The organism is Enterobacter cloacae complex sp. 2022EL-00981 (assembly GCF_028737495.1).
In the GTDB taxonomy this organism is placed as follows: Bacteria; Pseudomonadota; Gammaproteobacteria; order Enterobacterales; family Enterobacteriaceae; genus Enterobacter; species Enterobacter cloacae.
In genome coordinates this window covers 14,378-29,389 of sequence record NZ_JAQZRK010000027.1, presented here as the reverse complement: position 1 = coordinate 29,389, position 15,012 = coordinate 14,378, and the positions used below count along the sequence as shown (strand labels likewise).

General features: G+C 55.2%; 13 protein-coding genes. 6 read left to right on the top strand and 7 right to left on the bottom strand.

The genetic code is table 11. The annotated features are described in order from the left end of the window. Nucleotides 1–54 precede the first annotated feature (54 nt). Complete coding sequence (gene malK / locus PUZ33_RS19485) at nt 55–1,164, bottom strand: maltose/maltodextrin ABC transporter ATP-binding protein MalK (protein WP_008500080.1); 1,110 nt, start codon at nt 1,162–1,164, stop codon at nt 55–57. 371 nt (nt 1,165–1,535) lie between these two features. On the opposite strand from malK, the gene malE reads away from it, so the two are divergent. The 3 genes from malE (at nt 1,536) to malG (ending at nt 5,301) form a co-directional block, all read left to right on the top strand. Continuing rightward, entirely contained in the window at nt 1,536–2,726 is a 1,191-nt protein-coding gene (gene malE, locus PUZ33_RS19480; RefSeq protein WP_014830274.1) for a maltose/maltodextrin ABC transporter substrate-binding protein MalE, read from the top strand. Between the two features lie 125 nt (nt 2,727–2,851). After that, entirely contained in the window at nt 2,852–4,396 is a 1,545-nt protein-coding gene (gene malF, locus PUZ33_RS19475; protein WP_020686620.1) for a maltose ABC transporter permease MalF, read from the top strand. A gap of 14 nt (nt 4,397–4,410) precedes the next feature. Further along, nucleotides 4,411–5,301 carry a maltose ABC transporter permease MalG gene (malG, locus tag PUZ33_RS19470; RefSeq protein WP_013095043.1) on the top strand — a complete coding sequence of 297 codons (891 nt, stop codon included), beginning with the start codon at nt 4,411–4,413 and terminating at the stop codon, nt 5,299–5,301. Nucleotides 5,302–5,397: 96 nt separating this feature from the next. Here malG and psiE read toward each other — a convergent pair whose 3' ends face one another. Continuing rightward, the gene (gene psiE, locus PUZ33_RS19465) at nt 5,398–5,808 is read right to left on the bottom strand and encodes a phosphate-starvation-inducible protein PsiE (protein ID WP_000202963.1); all 411 of its coding nucleotides are present in this window, start codon (nt 5,806–5,808) and stop codon (nt 5,398–5,400) included. Between the two features lie 96 nt (nt 5,809–5,904). Here psiE and PUZ33_RS19460 point away from each other — a divergent pair, with 96 nt between their 5' ends. After that, entirely contained in the window at nt 5,905–6,357 is a 453-nt protein-coding gene (locus tag PUZ33_RS19460) for an acyltransferase (RefSeq protein ID WP_020686619.1), read from the top strand. A gap of 55 nt (nt 6,358–6,412) precedes the next feature. Here PUZ33_RS19460 and PUZ33_RS19455 read toward each other — a convergent pair whose 3' ends face one another. From PUZ33_RS19455 to pgi, 5 genes are all read right to left on the bottom strand, one after another. Continuing rightward, the gene (locus PUZ33_RS19455; protein WP_029882648.1) at nt 6,413–8,509 is read right to left on the bottom strand and encodes a YjbH domain-containing protein; all 2,097 of its coding nucleotides are present in this window, start codon (nt 8,507–8,509) and stop codon (nt 6,413–6,415) included. Next, complete coding sequence (locus tag PUZ33_RS19450) at nt 8,509–9,246, bottom strand: capsule biosynthesis GfcC family protein (RefSeq protein ID WP_058680836.1); 738 nt, start codon at nt 9,244–9,246, stop codon at nt 8,509–8,511. Before PUZ33_RS19450 ends, PUZ33_RS19455 begins: the two co-directional genes overlap by 1 nt. Beyond that, nucleotides 9,243–9,881 carry a YjbF family lipoprotein gene (locus PUZ33_RS19445; protein WP_013095035.1) on the bottom strand — a complete coding sequence of 213 codons (639 nt, stop codon included), beginning with the start codon at nt 9,879–9,881 and terminating at the stop codon, nt 9,243–9,245. Before PUZ33_RS19445 ends, PUZ33_RS19450 begins: the two co-directional genes overlap by 4 nt. A gap of 63 nt (nt 9,882–9,944) precedes the next feature. After that, nucleotides 9,945–10,187 carry an exopolysaccharide production protein YjbE gene (gene yjbE / locus PUZ33_RS19440; protein ID WP_013095034.1) on the bottom strand — a complete coding sequence of 81 codons (243 nt, stop codon included), beginning with the start codon at nt 10,185–10,187 and terminating at the stop codon, nt 9,945–9,947. A gap of 367 nt (nt 10,188–10,554) precedes the next feature. Continuing rightward, complete coding sequence (pgi, locus tag PUZ33_RS19435) at nt 10,555–12,204, bottom strand: glucose-6-phosphate isomerase (protein WP_020686615.1); 1,650 nt, start codon at nt 12,202–12,204, stop codon at nt 10,555–10,557. 375 nt (nt 12,205–12,579) lie between these two features. Here pgi and lysC point away from each other — a divergent pair, with 375 nt between their 5' ends. Both lysC and panS read left to right on the top strand, forming a co-directional pair. Further along, entirely contained in the window at nt 12,580–13,929 is a 1,350-nt protein-coding gene (gene lysC, locus PUZ33_RS19430; protein WP_014830265.1) for a lysine-sensitive aspartokinase 3, read from the top strand. Between the two features lie 92 nt (nt 13,930–14,021). Then, the gene (gene panS / locus PUZ33_RS19425; RefSeq protein ID WP_013095031.1) at nt 14,022–14,966 is read left to right on the top strand and encodes a ketopantoate/pantoate/pantothenate transporter PanS; all 945 of its coding nucleotides are present in this window, start codon (nt 14,022–14,024) and stop codon (nt 14,964–14,966) included. Nucleotides 14,967–15,012: the final 46 nt, after the last annotated feature.

Sequence of the window (15,012 nt, the reverse complement as noted above, 5' to 3'; positions counted from 1 at the left end):
TTGCTTTTCTTTGAACACTTGACCTGTCGGTTTCGTGTCTTCTTTTGGGATTGCTTAAACGCCTGGCTCTTTGTGCAGCCGACGACATGCAGTGCCATCCTCGCGGAACAGATGGCAACGCTCTGGCGGCAAACCGATAGCGAATGTGGCACCCTCTTCTACCAACACCACGTCATTCTGGCGGTAGACCAGGTTCTGACGGATGGCGGGGATCTGGATATGAATCTGTGTTTCGTGACCAAGTTGTTCGACGACCTGAACTTCACCTTCCAGCGTCACATCGGCGATGTGGCTCGGCAGTAAATGCTCAGGACGAATACCGAGGGACATGTTGGCCCCCACCTGTACGTTGGCGCTGTCGACCGGCAGCCAGACTTGCTGACGGTTTGGCAACTCCACCTGTACCTGTTCAATGGCTGTCGCAGTGACTTTGACGGGCAGGAAGTTCATCTTTGGCGAGCCAATAAAGCCCGCAACAAAGCGGTCTGCCGGATAGTGATAAAGCTCCAGCGGTTTACCCACCTGTGCCACGCGGCCTGCGTCCAGCACCACAATTTTGTCGGCCAGCGTCATCGCTTCGACCTGATCGTGGGTGACGTAAATCATCGTGCGGCCAAGGCGTTTATGCAGACGGGAGATTTCGATACGCATCTGGACGCGCAGCGCGGCATCCAGGTTAGAAAGCGGTTCATCCAGCAGGAAGACGCGTGGTTCGGCCACCAGCGTACGGCCAATCGCGACGCGCTGACGCTGACCACCGGAAAGCGCCTTCGGTTTACGCTCCAGCAGGTGTGCCAGCTGTAACACTTCTGCCACCTGCGTGACGCGCTGGTTAATCACCTCTTTTTTCGCCCCCGCCAGCTTCAGGCCAAAGGACATGTTCTCGGCGACGGAGAGATGGGGATAAAGTGCATAAGACTGGAACACCATGCCAACGCCACGTTCGGCAGGCGGAATGTCGTTCATTCGGGTATCACCAATCAGCAAATCACCGCTGGTGATGGTTTCAAGACCGGCAATCATACGCAGCAGAGTTGATTTACCGCAGCCAGATGGGCCAACAAACACCACGAATTCACCTTCGTGGATGTCGAGATTGATGTCTTTTGACACCACTACGTCGCCCCAGGCTTTCGTTACATTACGCAGCTGTACGCTCGCCATGCCCTTCTCCCTTCGTTACAACCTGTCACCGACAGAAACATTCAAGATAAGTTCACTATGGGGTATCCATTACTTTCGCGAATCCTCCACCCCCCGGCTTTTTTATGGGGGAGGAGGCGGGAGGATGAGAGAGCAGGCTCTGCGACCGCAGCTGGCGGGCTGAGGCAAAATTCGTGAAGCCACCTGCAAAATTCAGCGTGTTTTTATGTGCGCCAGCACTCATAACTTAAATTTATGCAACACAGATCACACAAACCGGGGGTGGGGCGTAGGGGTTGGGAGGATGGAAAGAGGATGTCAAATAAGGAGACTGAGTGACGTTGAACCACCTTATGTATCCACGAGCACATCACCAAAAAAGGATGGCAGATATGAAGATCAAGACTGGCGCACGCGTTTTCGCATTGTCCGCCCTTGCAGCAATGATGATTTCCGCACCGGCTCTCGCCAAAATTGAAGAAGGTAAGCTGGTTATCTGGATTAACGGCGACAAAGGCTATAACGGCCTGGCCGAAGTGGGTAAAAAATTCGAAAAAGACACCGGTATCAAAGTCACCGTAGAACACCCGGACAAGCTGGAAGAGAAATTCCCGCAGGTTGCGGCAACCGGTGACGGCCCGGACATCATCTTCTGGGCGCATGACCGTTTCGGGGGTTATGCACAATCCGGCCTGCTGGCGGAAGTCACGCCTGATAAAGCCTTCCAGGACAAACTGTTCCCGTTCACCTGGGACGCCGTTCGCTATAACGGCAAGCTGATCGCTTATCCCATTGCAGTGGAAGCCCTGTCTCTGATTTATAACAAAGACCTGGTGCCTAACCCGCCGAAAACCTGGGAAGAGATCCCGAAACTGGATAAAGAGCTGAAAGCGAAAGGTAAGAGCGCGCTGATGTTCAACCTGCAGGAGCCGTACTTCACCTGGCCGCTGATTGCTGCCGATGGCGGTTACGCGTTCAAGTTTGAAAACGGCAAATATGACGTCAAAGACGTGGGCGTGGACAACGCGGGTGCGAAAGCGGGTCTGACCTTCCTGGTCGATCTGATCAAGAACAAACACATGAACGCGGATACCGATTACTCCATCGCGGAAGCGGCGTTCAACAAAGGCGAAACCGCGATGACCATCAACGGTCCGTGGGCCTGGACCAACATCGACAAGAGCAAAATCAACTATGGCGTGACGCTGCTGCCAACCTTCAACGGCAAGCCGTCTAAACCGTTTGTTGGCGTGCTGAGCGCAGGTATCAACGCCGCCAGCCCGAACAAAGAGCTGGCGAAAGAGTTCCTCGAAAACTACCTGCTGACCGATCAGGGTCTGGATGAAGTGAACAAGGACAAACCGCTGGGTGCCGTTGCGCTGAAATCCTTCCAGGATCAGCTGGCAAAAGACCCACGTATCGCGGCAACCATGGATAACGCCCAGAAAGGCGAAATCATGCCGAACATCCCACAGATGGCCGCGTTCTGGTATGCCACCCGTACTGCGGTAATTAACGCCGCAAGCGGTCGTCAGACTGTCGATGCCGCGCTGAAAGATGCGCAGGGTCGTATTACTAAGTAATGCCGTAGTCCCCTCTCCCTCTGGGAGAGGGTTAGGGTGAGGGTTGTCGCTATCCGCACGCCCTCACCCCGGCCCTCTCCCCCAGGAGAGGGAGAAAAGATCAAACGTTGTAGAGGAAGAACCCCATGGATGTCATTAAAAAGAAACATTGGTGGCAAAGCGACGTGCTGAAGTGGTCAGCGATCGGTCTGCTCTGTCTGCTGGTGGGTTACCTTGTTGTTTTAATGTACGTACAAGGGGAATATCTGTTCGCCATCATGACGCTGATTTTAAGCTCTGCTGGCCTGTATATTTTCGCCAACCGTAAGGCGTATGCCTGGCGTTATGTCTATCCGGGCGTGGCCGGGATGGGGCTGTTTGTCCTGTTCCCGCTGATCTGTACTATCGCTATCGCATTCACTAACTACAGCAGCACCAACCAGCTCGCACAAGAGCGCGCCACTCAGGTACTTCTGGACCGTTCTTATCAGGCAGGCAAGACCTTCAACTTTGGTTTGTATCCTGCGGGTGACGAATGGAAATTAGCACTGACTGACGGCGAGAGCGGCAAAACCTATATTTCCGACGCTTTCAAATTTGGTGGCGAGCAGAAGCTGGCCTTAAAAGAGGCCCCTGCCCTGCCGGAAGGCGAACGCGCTAACCTGCGTATCATTACCCAGAACCGTCAGGCGCTGACTCAGCTCACCGCCGTGCTGCCAGATGAAAGCAAAGTGACCATGAGCTCGCTGCGCCAGTTTTCCGGCACGCAGCCACTCTATACCCTGGCGGATGACGGCACGCTGACGAATAACCAGAGCGGCGTGAAGTACCGTCCGAACAACGATATTGGTTTCTATCAGTCTGTAAACGCCGACGGCAGCTGGGGCGATGACAAACTCAGCCCGGGCTATACCGTGACTATCGGCTGGGACAACTTTACCCGCGTGTTTACCGACGAAGGGATCCAGAAGCCGTTCTTTGCTATCTTCGTCTGGACGGTGGTCTTCTCCGTATTGACGGTACTCCTGACCGTTGCCGTGGGTATGGTGCTGGCCTGCCTCGTGCAGTGGGAAGCCCTGAAAGGCAAAGCGATCTACCGCGTGCTGCTGATCCTGCCGTATGCCGTACCGTCGTTTATCTCAATTCTGATTTTCAAAGGGCTGTTTAACCAGAGCTTCGGTGAAATCAACATGATGCTGAGCGCGCTGTTCGGCATCAAACCGGCCTGGTTCAGCGACCCGACCACCGCCCGTTCGATGATTATCATCGTCAACACCTGGCTGGGTTATCCGTACATGATGATCCTGTGCATGGGCCTGCTGAAGGCTATCCCGGACGACCTGTATGAAGCCTCGGCAATGGATGGCGCGGGTCCGTTCCAGAACTTCTTTAAGATTACGCTGCCGCTGCTCATCAAGCCGCTGACTCCGCTGATGATTGCCAGCTTTGCCTTCAACTTTAACAACTTCGTGCTGATTCAGCTGTTGACCAACGGTGGCCCGGATCGTCTCGGTACCACCACGCCAGCTGGCTATACCGACCTGCTCGTGAGCTACACCTATCGCATCGCCTTTGAAGGCGGCGGCGGTCAGGACTTTGGTCTGGCGGCAGCGATTGCCACCCTGATCTTCCTGCTGGTTGGCGCGCTGGCGATAGTGAACCTGAAAGCCACACGTATGAAATTTGACTAAGGAGGGCATCGATCATGGCTATGGTACAACCCAAATCTCAGAAACTGCGCCTCCTGGCGACGCATTTAGGGCTGCTGATTTTTATTGCGGCGATCATGTTCCCGCTGCTGATGGTCATCGCCATCTCCCTGCGTTCGGGTAACTTCGCTACCGGCAGCCTGATCCCGGACGAAATCTCCTGGGAGCACTGGAAGCTTGCGCTGGGCTTCAGCGTGGAGCATGCCGATGGCCGCGTTACGCCGCCGCCGTTCCCGGTACTGCTGTGGCTGTGGAACTCGGTGAAAGTGGCCACCATCACCGCGATCGGCATCGTGACGCTCTCCACCACCTGTGCGTACGCCTTCGCCCGTATGAAGTTCCCGGGCAAGGCCTCACTGCTGAAAGGGATGCTGATTTTCCAGATGTTCCCGGCGGTACTGTCTCTGGTCGCGTTGTATGCCTTGTTTGACCGCCTGGGCCAGTATGTGCCGTTTATCGGCCTGAACACCCACGGCGGCGTGATCTTCGCCTATCTTGGCGGTATCGCCCTGCATGTGTGGACCATCAAAGGTTATTTCGAAACCATCGACGGCTCGCTGGAAGAAGCGGCGGCGCTGGATGGCGCGACACCATGGCAGGCGTTCCGTCTGGTTCTGCTGCCGCTGTCGGTGCCTATCCTGGCGGTGGTGTTTATCCTGTCGTTTATCGCCGCCATCACCGAAGTGCCGGTCGCGTCTCTGTTACTGCGTGATGTGAATAGTTACACCCTGGCCGTGGGTATGCAGCAATACCTCAACCCGCAAAACTACCTGTGGGGCGACTTTGCCGCGGCGGCCGTACTCTCTGCCATCCCGATTACCGTGGTGTTCCTGCTGGCGCAGCGCTGGCTGGTCAACGGCCTGACGGCGGGCGGTGTGAAAGGTTAAGTTTCATCTGTTATGCCACTGCAACCCTCAACTTTAGACGTATTGTATTAACCCAACTTGTGACTGTTGTTAGGCGCTCTTCGGAGCGCCATTTTTTTATTCGCGCTTCAGCCGCTTCGAATTACACAACCAGAGGGTGATCACCAGCAGCAGGATCGCCGCCGAGTAGATCAGTACATCAAGGGGAGATTTATGATCGACGATGATCAGCCGCACTATCGCGGTGATCCCAATGTAGACAAAATAGCGCAGCGGGAAGTGAAAGCCTGACTGGAAATACTTCACAATCAGGGCGATAAATTCAAAGTAGAGAAAGTAGACCACCAGGCCTTCCACCAGCGCATATTTGCTGGTTTGCTCGGGGGCGAACAGTACATCCGCCAGATGCACCGTCTCTTTACCCAAAAAGACGACCAGGATCAGGCCAAGGCTCAGCAGACCGAGGTTGAGCACGGTCTGGAGGATAGTTGAGATGAACTCAACGCGCGGGCGAGTCAGGGATGTCATACAGCACCTCATTCTCCAGGGCGAGGTTCCTGTATAACGCAAAAATGTGACGTGGATCTATATTTTTTAATTATGTTTTATGTACGGAGGTAACGAATGGAGCGCAGACCTACCGGGGTTCGCAACGTAACCTGTGGTGAAAATGTCACCCTGTATGAGCCCTGCAATCTCTATGACTGCGTGCTTGGCAACGGTGTGTTTATCGGCCCGTTTGTTGAAATTCAGGGCAATACGCGCATTGGCGACGAGAGCAAAATTCAGTCGCACACCTTCATTTGCGAGTACGTCACCCTGGGCGAACGCTGTTTCATTGGCCATGGGGTGATGTTTGCCAACGATATGTTTCGCGACGGCAAACCCAATGCTGACCGGAACAGCTGGGGACGCATTACTGTGGGAAATGATGTGTCGATAGGCAGCGGGGCGACCATCCTGGCGGTCTCCATCTGCGACGGGGTGGTGATTGGTGCGGGGAGCGTGGTGACCAAATCCATCACCGAGAAAGGCGTTTATGCGGGAAACCCGGCGAGGCTGCTGCGCCGCTTGTGAGTTGCCCGGTGGCGCAAGCGCTTACCGGGCCTACAACAGAAAAGGATGAGGGCTATCAGCGGAAGTTAATGTTCTTATCGCTGGTCATGTCATACAGCTGGAACTTACGACCCAGCTGCTGGCCCCCGTCGCGCGTCAGCGGCGTCCAGCCAATGGCCGCACGGCTGCGGGTTGGACCGGATGAGAACAGATCCAGCGGAATCGACACATACACCCCTTTGGTGAAGTCCCCTTCCCCGTATTCGTCCGGCGAGACGTTGGTGATGGTGGCGTAACCACCCACCACCACTCCGCTGTCGAAGTGTTTGGAGATATCCAGCGTGCCGCCCTTATCGCCCGCCAGGTACTGACCCACGCTGGCTTTCACCAGCACGTCCTGGGCGAACGACGGCGTCCAGTAGGCCGTCAGGTGACCGGTTTTCACGCTATAGTCGGTGAACTTCATCATGTCCTGCGCGCTACGCCAGTCACGCTGTTTAACGTAGTTGGCATCAATACCAAACGCCCAGTTGCTGTCCACCGGACGATAAAGCACTTCCGCCCCCGCGCCGCCATACATGGTTTCCAGATAACCGCCGTAGACCTGGCCGTAGAAGCCATTGCCGAAGTACTGGAAGTAGTTGGCTTGCAGGTTGTTTACGTAGGCATCGTTCTGCACGTACTCACGCACGCGGGTACGCACGCGCGGCAGCTTCGAGTCGTTCGGCGGGTTAGTGTAGTTGAACTTGTCGTAGTTGTTGGCAATGTTGCCAAACAGGCTGCCGGTGGTCAGCAGGTGGTCGGTCACCCACAGATCCGCCGTTGCCATCACGCCCAACTGGTACATGTAGAAGTTTTCCGGCCCGCCGACAGACTGGTTTAGCACCGGGTCGATGTGGAAATCGAAGCGCGATTTATCGATATACCAGCCCTGCTCGGTCGTCTCCGGCACGATTGGCTCAACGCGTTTTTGTACCAGTTCGGTTTCATGCCCCAGCGGCTCGCCCTCCAGATGGCGCTTCAGACTGGCCACGTCCGTTTCCGTCGTCACCTGCGGCAGGTTCAGGCGGTTCTCCGTTACGCGGATCGTGCGGATCCCCTCAGGCAGATCGTTCATGATGATCCGGTTAGCACGTTCGATCCCTTCCCGCGAGTCGCGGTATTTCACCTGCTCACCGGTCACGTACAGCGTATCGCCTTTCACCTGGATTTTCGGATCCGCCAGACCGGCGTTGTACTTCAGCAGCGTCAGCTGGTTGGCCACCACGGAGTGCTGCAGAATGGCATCCTGCGGCTCCGGCTGGTACGCAGGCCGTGCGTTGTCGTTGTAGTGCGGCCGCATGTCGTTAAAGTTGGTGCGCAGCGTAAAGCCAAACATCACGGTGTTGCCGCGCTCGTAGCTGAGGTTAACGTCGGCCCAATCGGTGACGCGGTAAATGGCGCCGACGTTAAACTTGCTCTTTTGCTCAATCTTTCCGGCGAACTCTTGCGAGTAGTCGTTACCTTCGTACTCCAGCTTCAGGCGCAGCGGCTGCCACGGCGTCTGATACTCCACGCCGCCAAACAGGGCAGCCGGACCGTGGAACATCTGATCACCGTTAATGGAACCCGCTTTCTGATAGCTGTTGTCGCGATAGCAGAATTTGTCGCTGTAGGTGCAGAACGGGTTTTTCACGTTGCCGCTGGTGCCGAGATAGCCCCAGCCAAGCCCCAGCGAGAAGTCAAACGGCCCCCAGGCCTTACTGGCAACGATGTACTCCGCGTCGAACAGGCCGGTACCGCCGATATCTTTGGCCCCCACGGAAACCTGCGGCATCCAGTAGCTCTCTTCCCACAGGCGCAGTTTGAGATCGAAGGCTTTATCTTTGTAGGTCTGATCGCCGGAGAACGCGTCCACGCTGCTGTACTGTTTCGTACGTACGTCGGTGTAGCGCAGCGTGGTTTCGAGCCATGGGAACAGCTGTACGGATGCAGAATAGTAGCGGTACTGGTCGTTATCACGATAGTTAAGGCTAATTTCCCCTTCTCGCGCCATACGCGCGGTAGGGGTTTGCAGTAAACCGACGCCACCGAAGTCTGACTGAGACGGGCCAATGGGTGCCGGATATGTTTCTGCATGACAGGCGGCACTCACACACAGTGCCAGCATGCTGTAGAGATAGGTCTTTTTCATTATTCCGGTATCCGCTGTGTCAGGGAATGAAGGATATCGGCATTCAGCCCGTCATATGCCTTCGTCTCGAAATGGTCGGCAAAACCGACAAAAATGATGCTGCCCGGCATGGGTTCGACATGCCGCTTGTTCCAGTAGGCAACCGGCGCCTTTTGCGTGTTCCCGTCAGGATAAATCACCCAGGCATAGCTGTTATCCGCACCACTCAGCAGGCTCTGCTCGTCGAGATAGCTCGCCACGTCGCGGCCAGGAGTAAACGGTTTTTTACCCGGGCTGCTGATAAGCCCCATCACCGTGATGGTGGAAGGCTGCGCCGGGAGCCAGAGCGTGTAATCGCCCTCCAGAGCCGGATTACCTTTTTCCGTCACGCGGACTTTATCCGGATCGAGATCGATGTTTTGTCTTCCGGTAACCTTCAGCGCCAGAAGCTGCTGACGAAGGCTGTTAATGGCTGCCGCATCGTCGCCGTCTTCCTGCTCTGCTAACCCCGTTAATCTGGCGAGCAGCGCCTTGTGCTTTTGTTCCGCCGCCACCGTTGCCTGCCGCTCGGCGATCACCGCACCTGTCCACCAGCTGTCTGCCAGCTTTGGCTGGCCGACGAGATCGATCAGGTGGCCGGCGTTCGTCAACGTTTTGGGCTGCGTGCTGTCCGGCGTGTACACCTTCACCATCCCGGCAGACCAGGCGAGCGGTGTGGCAAAGCTTGCGATCAGCGCAACGCGAATAAGTGTTTTCATGATTTCGCGGCCTTGATCAGCGTGGTTTTAACCGGGAAGAATCCGGCACCCAAATATTGCAGGGACTGACGGATCTGCCCTTCATCATCCACCCAGAAACGGTTATGCCAGGTTGCCCGATCGGTCGTGACCTCTTCATCCAGTACGCGAACCCGGGTTTCGTCGCTGCCTACCCTGACGCTGTCCGTACCGTCCCAGCGGAAGGTAGAGCGGGCGGTGGCGTAACGCACCTGCTTGTGTTCCGTCCAGCCCATTGTCCGCGTCCAGCTTGCCCCGTCGGTGATCTGGTTCGGTTTGCTGAGCGGATCGGCCGCAAGGTTGTTGACCTCAAGAAGGTTATCGCCACCGAGCAGGGTTTTCACAATACGGCTATGTTGCGTCACGATGGTGGCCTGATCCTGCGTCACCCATTTCTGCTGCCCGTTTTCATCGAAAGCGAGCACCACAAACAGTTGCGGACCATCGTTGAGCTGCATGTACTGGCTGGCATACGGCATGTTCTGAAGTTCATCATCGGTCAAATGCACACCCGGCGTACCGAATATGCTGTCCCACAGTGAGTTGCCCAGCCCTTTGGTGGTGGCCGAGCACGCCTGCAACAGCAGGCAAATCAGGATGATTGCAGGTCGCTTCACGACTCTTCTCCGAAGGGGCGAAATAACCACACCGAAGTGTGGTTATGATTAAAACACCCGGAATTACTGGGTGCTGGTCGTCGTAGTGGTCGTGGTTCCGGTATTGGAGCCATCACCGCCACCGGTTGCCGCCAGCGCGACACCCACGGCTGAACTTACGGTGCTGGTGCTGGCCGCGGTAGAACTCCCCGCAGACGCAGACGTCGCTGCCGACCCTGCTGCTTCCCCGACCTGGACCGGAGCTGCATAGACAGATGTCGCCGCAAGTGCAGATATGGCAAAAATGCCATACAGTACTTTCTTCATAACAATTTCCCTTCAATGAATGAATGGAGATTTGCCCGAAAAGAAATTCAGGCGGATTCGAGTATACACAACTAAAGCAGAGGGATTGCCGTACGGATAAATAGAGGAAGGGTTTTCGGACTATTGGATAAATGTGAAGTATAAGAATAATTAACTAATAAATTATTTATTTAAAATCAAATAGATATAATTACATAAGGCGAAAGTAACTCTCCGTATAATCCTAAAATAAACCGCACTCATTAACGGGTTAAAAGGTATTTTCGGATAAAACTCATAACGGGAATTTGAGTTAAATAACAGACATCAGGAATTGTCTGATAAAAAAATGCCGGCATATCGCCGGCACGTTTTTATGACGATTTAATTACGCGCGCCATGCTTTATAACGGTTAATCAAACCATTTGTCGAGCTGTCGTGGCTGCTGATCGCTTTGTCATCACCCAGTTCAGGCAGAATACGGTTCGCCAGCTGTTTACCCAGCTCAACGCCCCACTGATCGAAGGTGAAGATGTTCAGGATTGCGCCCTGCGTGAAGATCTTATGCTCATACAGAGCAATCAGCGCACCCAGGCTGAACGGCGTGATTTCACGCAGCAGGATGGAGTTGGTTGGACGGTTGCCTTCGAACACTTTGAACGGCACAACGTGTTCCAGGGTGGCCGGATCTTTACCCTGGTCACGATATTCCTGCTCTACCACCTCGCGGGATTTACCAAACGCCAGCGCTTCGGTCTGAGCAAAGAAGTTAGACAGCAGTTTAGGATGGTGATCAGACAGTGGATTATGGGTGATAGCCGGGGCGATGAAATCGCACGGTACCATTTTGGTCCCCTGGTGAATCAGCTGGTAGAACGCGTGCTGACCGTTGGTGCCTGGCTCACCCCAGATGATTGGACCAGTCTGGTAATCCACCGCGTTGCCGTTACGGTCAACGTATTTACCGTTGGATTCCATATTGCCCTGCTGGAAGTAGGCCGCGAAGCGGTGCATGTACTGGTCGTACGGCAGGATCGCTTCGGTCTCTGCGCCGAAGAAGTTGTTGTACCAGATACCGATCAGCGCCAGCAGCACCGGCAGGTTTTTCTCAGGTGCGGTGGTGGAGAAGTGTTTGTCCATCGCGTGCGCGCCGGAGAGCAGCTCAACAAAGTTGTCGAAGCCCACGGAGAGAATGATGGACAGGCCAATCGCAGACCACAGAGAGTAGCGGCCACCAACCCAGTCCCAGAACTCGAACATGTTCGCGGTGTCGATACCGAACTCGCCAACCGCTTTACCGTTGGTGGACAGCGCTGCGAAGTGTTTCGCCACGTGTTTGTTGTCACCTGCGGTTTTCAGGAACCAGTCGCGCGCGCTGTGGGCGTTGGTCATGGTTTCCTGGGTGGTGAAGGTTTTAGAAGCCACCAGGAACAGTGTAGTTTCCGGGTTCACGTTCTTCAGCACTTCGGCGATGTGGGTACCATCGACGTTGGAGACAAAGTGCATGTTGAGATGATTTTTGTATGGACGCAGCGCTTCGGTCACCATGAACGGGCCGAGGTCAGAACCGCCGATACCGATGTTCACCACGTCGGTGATGGCTTTGCCGGTGTAGCCTTTCCAGCTTCCGGAGATGATTGCTTCAGAGAAGGCTTTCATCTTTTCCAGCACCGCGTTCACTTCCGGCATCACATCTTTGCCGTCAACGATGATTGGCGTATTGCTACGGTTACGCAGAGCCACGTGCAGCACGGCACGGTCTTCGGTACGGTTGATCTTCTCACCGGAGAACATGGATTTGATGGCGTCTGCCAGTTCCGTCTCTTTCGCCAGATCCTGCAGTTTCGCCAGCGTCTCTTCGGTGATGCGGTTTTTGGAGAAATCCACCAGCATCAGATCATCGAAGGTCGCGGAGAATTTGTTGAAACGATCGGCATCTTTCGCGAACAGCTCCGCGATGGTGACGTCTTTCATTTCATCAAAATGTTTTTGTAGTGCCTGCCAGGCAGCGGTCTGCGTTGGGTTGATGTTTTTCATTAGCAATACTCTTCTGATTTGAGAATTGTGACTGCGGTCGATTGTAGCGCCTGCAAATAAAAATTGTGATGGTTTTTATGCCATTGCCCTGGCCTGCATCAAACGCAGGTGAAAAGACCCGAAAAGTATAGCTGCTGACGCGCCCACCCGTGGCGGCGAAATGTCGGTCAAAACCGGGGAAAACGAAGCATAAAATATGGCCCTGTTATAAGTCCTGTTTCTCAGGGGTACCCCCCCATGAAAAATCCGCATAATCCCGGCATTGACAGGACCTCCCCCACATTTTATTTATAGGGCCGTATTTTGCGCCTGCACCTGTTTTCGTTTCATTCTTGTGCCATGGTCGCTTTATTCATTCCCTGACACGAGGTTGTTATGACGAGTTTTGTGGTCGCCAAGTTTGGCGGCACCAGTGTGGCAGATTACGATGCCATGAACCGCAGCGCCGATGTGGTGCTGGCCGATCCGAATACCCGCCTGGTAGTGCTTTCTGCCTCTGCTGGCGTGACGAACCTGCTGGTTTCTCTGTCTGAAGGGCTGGAGGCCACAGAGCGCTTCGTTAAGCTGGACGCACTGCGCAAAATTCAGTTCGATATCCTTGAACGTCTGCAGAACCCGAACGTGATCCGCGAGGAAGTAGAGCGCCTGCTGGAAAATATCACCACGCTGGCAGAAGCCGCTTCTCTGGCCACCTCCACCGCCCTGACCGATGAACTGGTCAGCCACGGTGAGCTCATGTCCACCCTGCTGTTTGTTGAAATCATGCGTGAACGTCATGTTCAGGCACAGTGGTTCGACGTGCGTAAAATCATGCGCACCAGCGATCGCTTTGGCCGCGCCGAGCCGGACGTGGAAGCGCTGGCCGAGCTGACCAATCAGCAGCTGGCCCCGCGCCTGGATGAGGGTATCGTGATCACCCAGGGCTTTATCGGCAGCGAAGCCAAAGGCCGCACCACCACGCTTGGCCGTGGCGGCAGTGACTACACCGCGGCGCTGCTGGGCGAAGCGCTGCACGCGACCCGCGTCGATATCTGGACTGACGTCCCGGGGATCTACACCACCGATCCACGCGTCGTCTCTGCGGCAAAACGTATTGATGTGATTGCGTTTGAAGAAGCGGCGGAAATGGCGACCTTCGGTGCGAAAGTGCTGCACCCGGCAACGCTGCTGCCTGCCGTGCGTAGTGATATCCCGGTCTTCGTCGGTTCAAGTAAAGATCCGAAAGCGGGCGGTACGCTGGTGTGCAAGAAAACCGAAAATCCACCGCTGTTCCGCGCGCTGGCCCTGCGCCGTAAGCAAACGCTGGTTACGCTGCACAGCCATAATATGCTGCACTCGCGCGGCTTCCTGGCGGAAGTGTTTGGCATCCTGGCGCGTCATAACATCTCCGTGGATCTGATCACCACCTCCGAAGTGAGTATCGCACTGACGCTGGACACCACCGGTTCAACCTCAACGGGTGACACCCTGCTGACGCAGTCGCTGCTGATTGAGCTGTCAGAACTGTGCCGCGTGGAAGTAGAAGAAAACCTGGCGCTGGTAGCCATCATCGGCAATAAGCTGTCGCGCGCGTGTGGCGTGGGCAAAGAGGTCTTCGGTGTGCTCGACCCGTTCAATATCCGCATGATTTGCTACGGTGCCTCCAGCTACAACCTCTGCTTCCTGGTGCCTGCTGAACAGGCTGAACAGGTGGTGCAGAAACTTCATCAGAATTTGTTTGAATAAAATTCGTTAGCACGATAAACAATATCTATAAGCCGGGCACAGACCCGGCTTTTTTATAACTAAACAACACGACAATACTGCAAGGAATATCTATGTTATCCGCCATCACCCGGCTGTTCCCGTTATGGGCGCTGCTGCTCTCCATACTCGCGTATTACACCCCCACTACGTTCACGGGCATTGGTCCGTGGGTGACCACGTTGCTGATGCTGATTATGTTCGGCATGGGTGTGCATCTAAAAATCGACGACTTTAAACGCGTGCTCTCGCGCCCGGCTCCGGTTGCTGCAGGGATTTTCCTGCACTACCTGGTGATGCCCCTTGCGGCCTGGCTGCTGGCAATGGCCTTTAAGATGCCACCCGACCTCTCCGCCGGGATGGTGCTGGTGGGCAGCGTGGCCAGCGGAACCGCCTCCAATGTCATGATCTATCTGGCAAAAGGCGATGTGGCGCTCTCCGTGACCATCTCTTCGGTATCCACGCTGGTGGGTGTGATTGCCACGCCGCTGCTAACACGCCTGTACGTTGACGCCCATATTCAGGTGGACGTGATGGGAATGCTGCTGAGCATTTTGCAAATCGTGGTGATTCCGATCGCGTTGGGCCTTGTTATTCACCACCTGTTCCCGCGCGTGGTAAAAGCCGTTGAGCCCTATCTGCCTGCGTTTTCGATGGTCTGTATTCTGGCCATCATCAGCGCCGTGGTGGCCGGTTCTGCGTCGCACATTGCATCCGTGGGCTTTGTCGTGATTATCGCGATAGTGTTGCATAACACCATTGGCCTGCTGGGCGGATACTGGGGCGGGAAACTGTTTGGCTTCGATGAATCAACCTGCCGGACGCTGGCAATTGAGGTAGGAATGCAGAACTCCGGTCTGGCAGCGGCACTCGGGAAAATTTACTTCTCGCCGCTGGCGGCTCTGCCTGGTGCGCTCTTCTCGGTCTGGCATAACCTGTCCGGTTCGCTGCTGGCGGGATACTGGTCCGGCAAACCGATAGAAGAAAAACCACAGAAAACAGACGAATATCGTCTTTAACAGTCGGGTGGCGCTACGCTAACCCGACCTACACTCTCCGCACGCG

Coding starts and splice junctions, on each gene's coding strand:
- malK (WP_008500080.1), bottom strand. CDS start 1,164: ATGGCGAGCGTACAGCTGCGTAATGTAACGAAAGCCTGGGGCGACGTA.
- malE (WP_014830274.1), top strand. CDS start 1,536: ATGAAGATCAAGACTGGCGCACGCGTTTTCGCATTGTCCGCCCTTGCA.
- malF (WP_020686620.1), top strand. CDS start 2,852: ATGGATGTCATTAAAAAGAAACATTGGTGGCAAAGCGACGTGCTGAAG.
- malG (WP_013095043.1), top strand. CDS start 4,411: ATGGCTATGGTACAACCCAAATCTCAGAAACTGCGCCTCCTGGCGACG.
- psiE (WP_000202963.1), bottom strand. CDS start 5,808: ATGACATCCCTGACTCGCCCGCGCGTTGAGTTCATCTCAACTATCCTC.
- PUZ33_RS19460 (WP_020686619.1), top strand. CDS start 5,905: ATGGAGCGCAGACCTACCGGGGTTCGCAACGTAACCTGTGGTGAAAAT.
- PUZ33_RS19455 (WP_029882648.1), bottom strand. CDS start 8,509: ATGAAAAAGACCTATCTCTACAGCATGCTGGCACTGTGTGTGAGTGCC.
- PUZ33_RS19450 (WP_058680836.1), bottom strand. CDS start 9,246: ATGAAAACACTTATTCGCGTTGCGCTGATCGCAAGCTTTGCCACACCG.
- yjbE (WP_013095034.1), bottom strand. CDS start 10,187: ATGAAGAAAGTACTGTATGGCATTTTTGCCATATCTGCACTTGCGGCG.
- pgi (WP_020686615.1), bottom strand. CDS start 12,204: ATGAAAAACATCAACCCAACGCAGACCGCTGCCTGGCAGGCACTACAA.
- lysC (WP_014830265.1), top strand. CDS start 12,580: ATGACGAGTTTTGTGGTCGCCAAGTTTGGCGGCACCAGTGTGGCAGAT.
- panS (WP_013095031.1), top strand. CDS start 14,022: ATGTTATCCGCCATCACCCGGCTGTTCCCGTTATGGGCGCTGCTGCTC.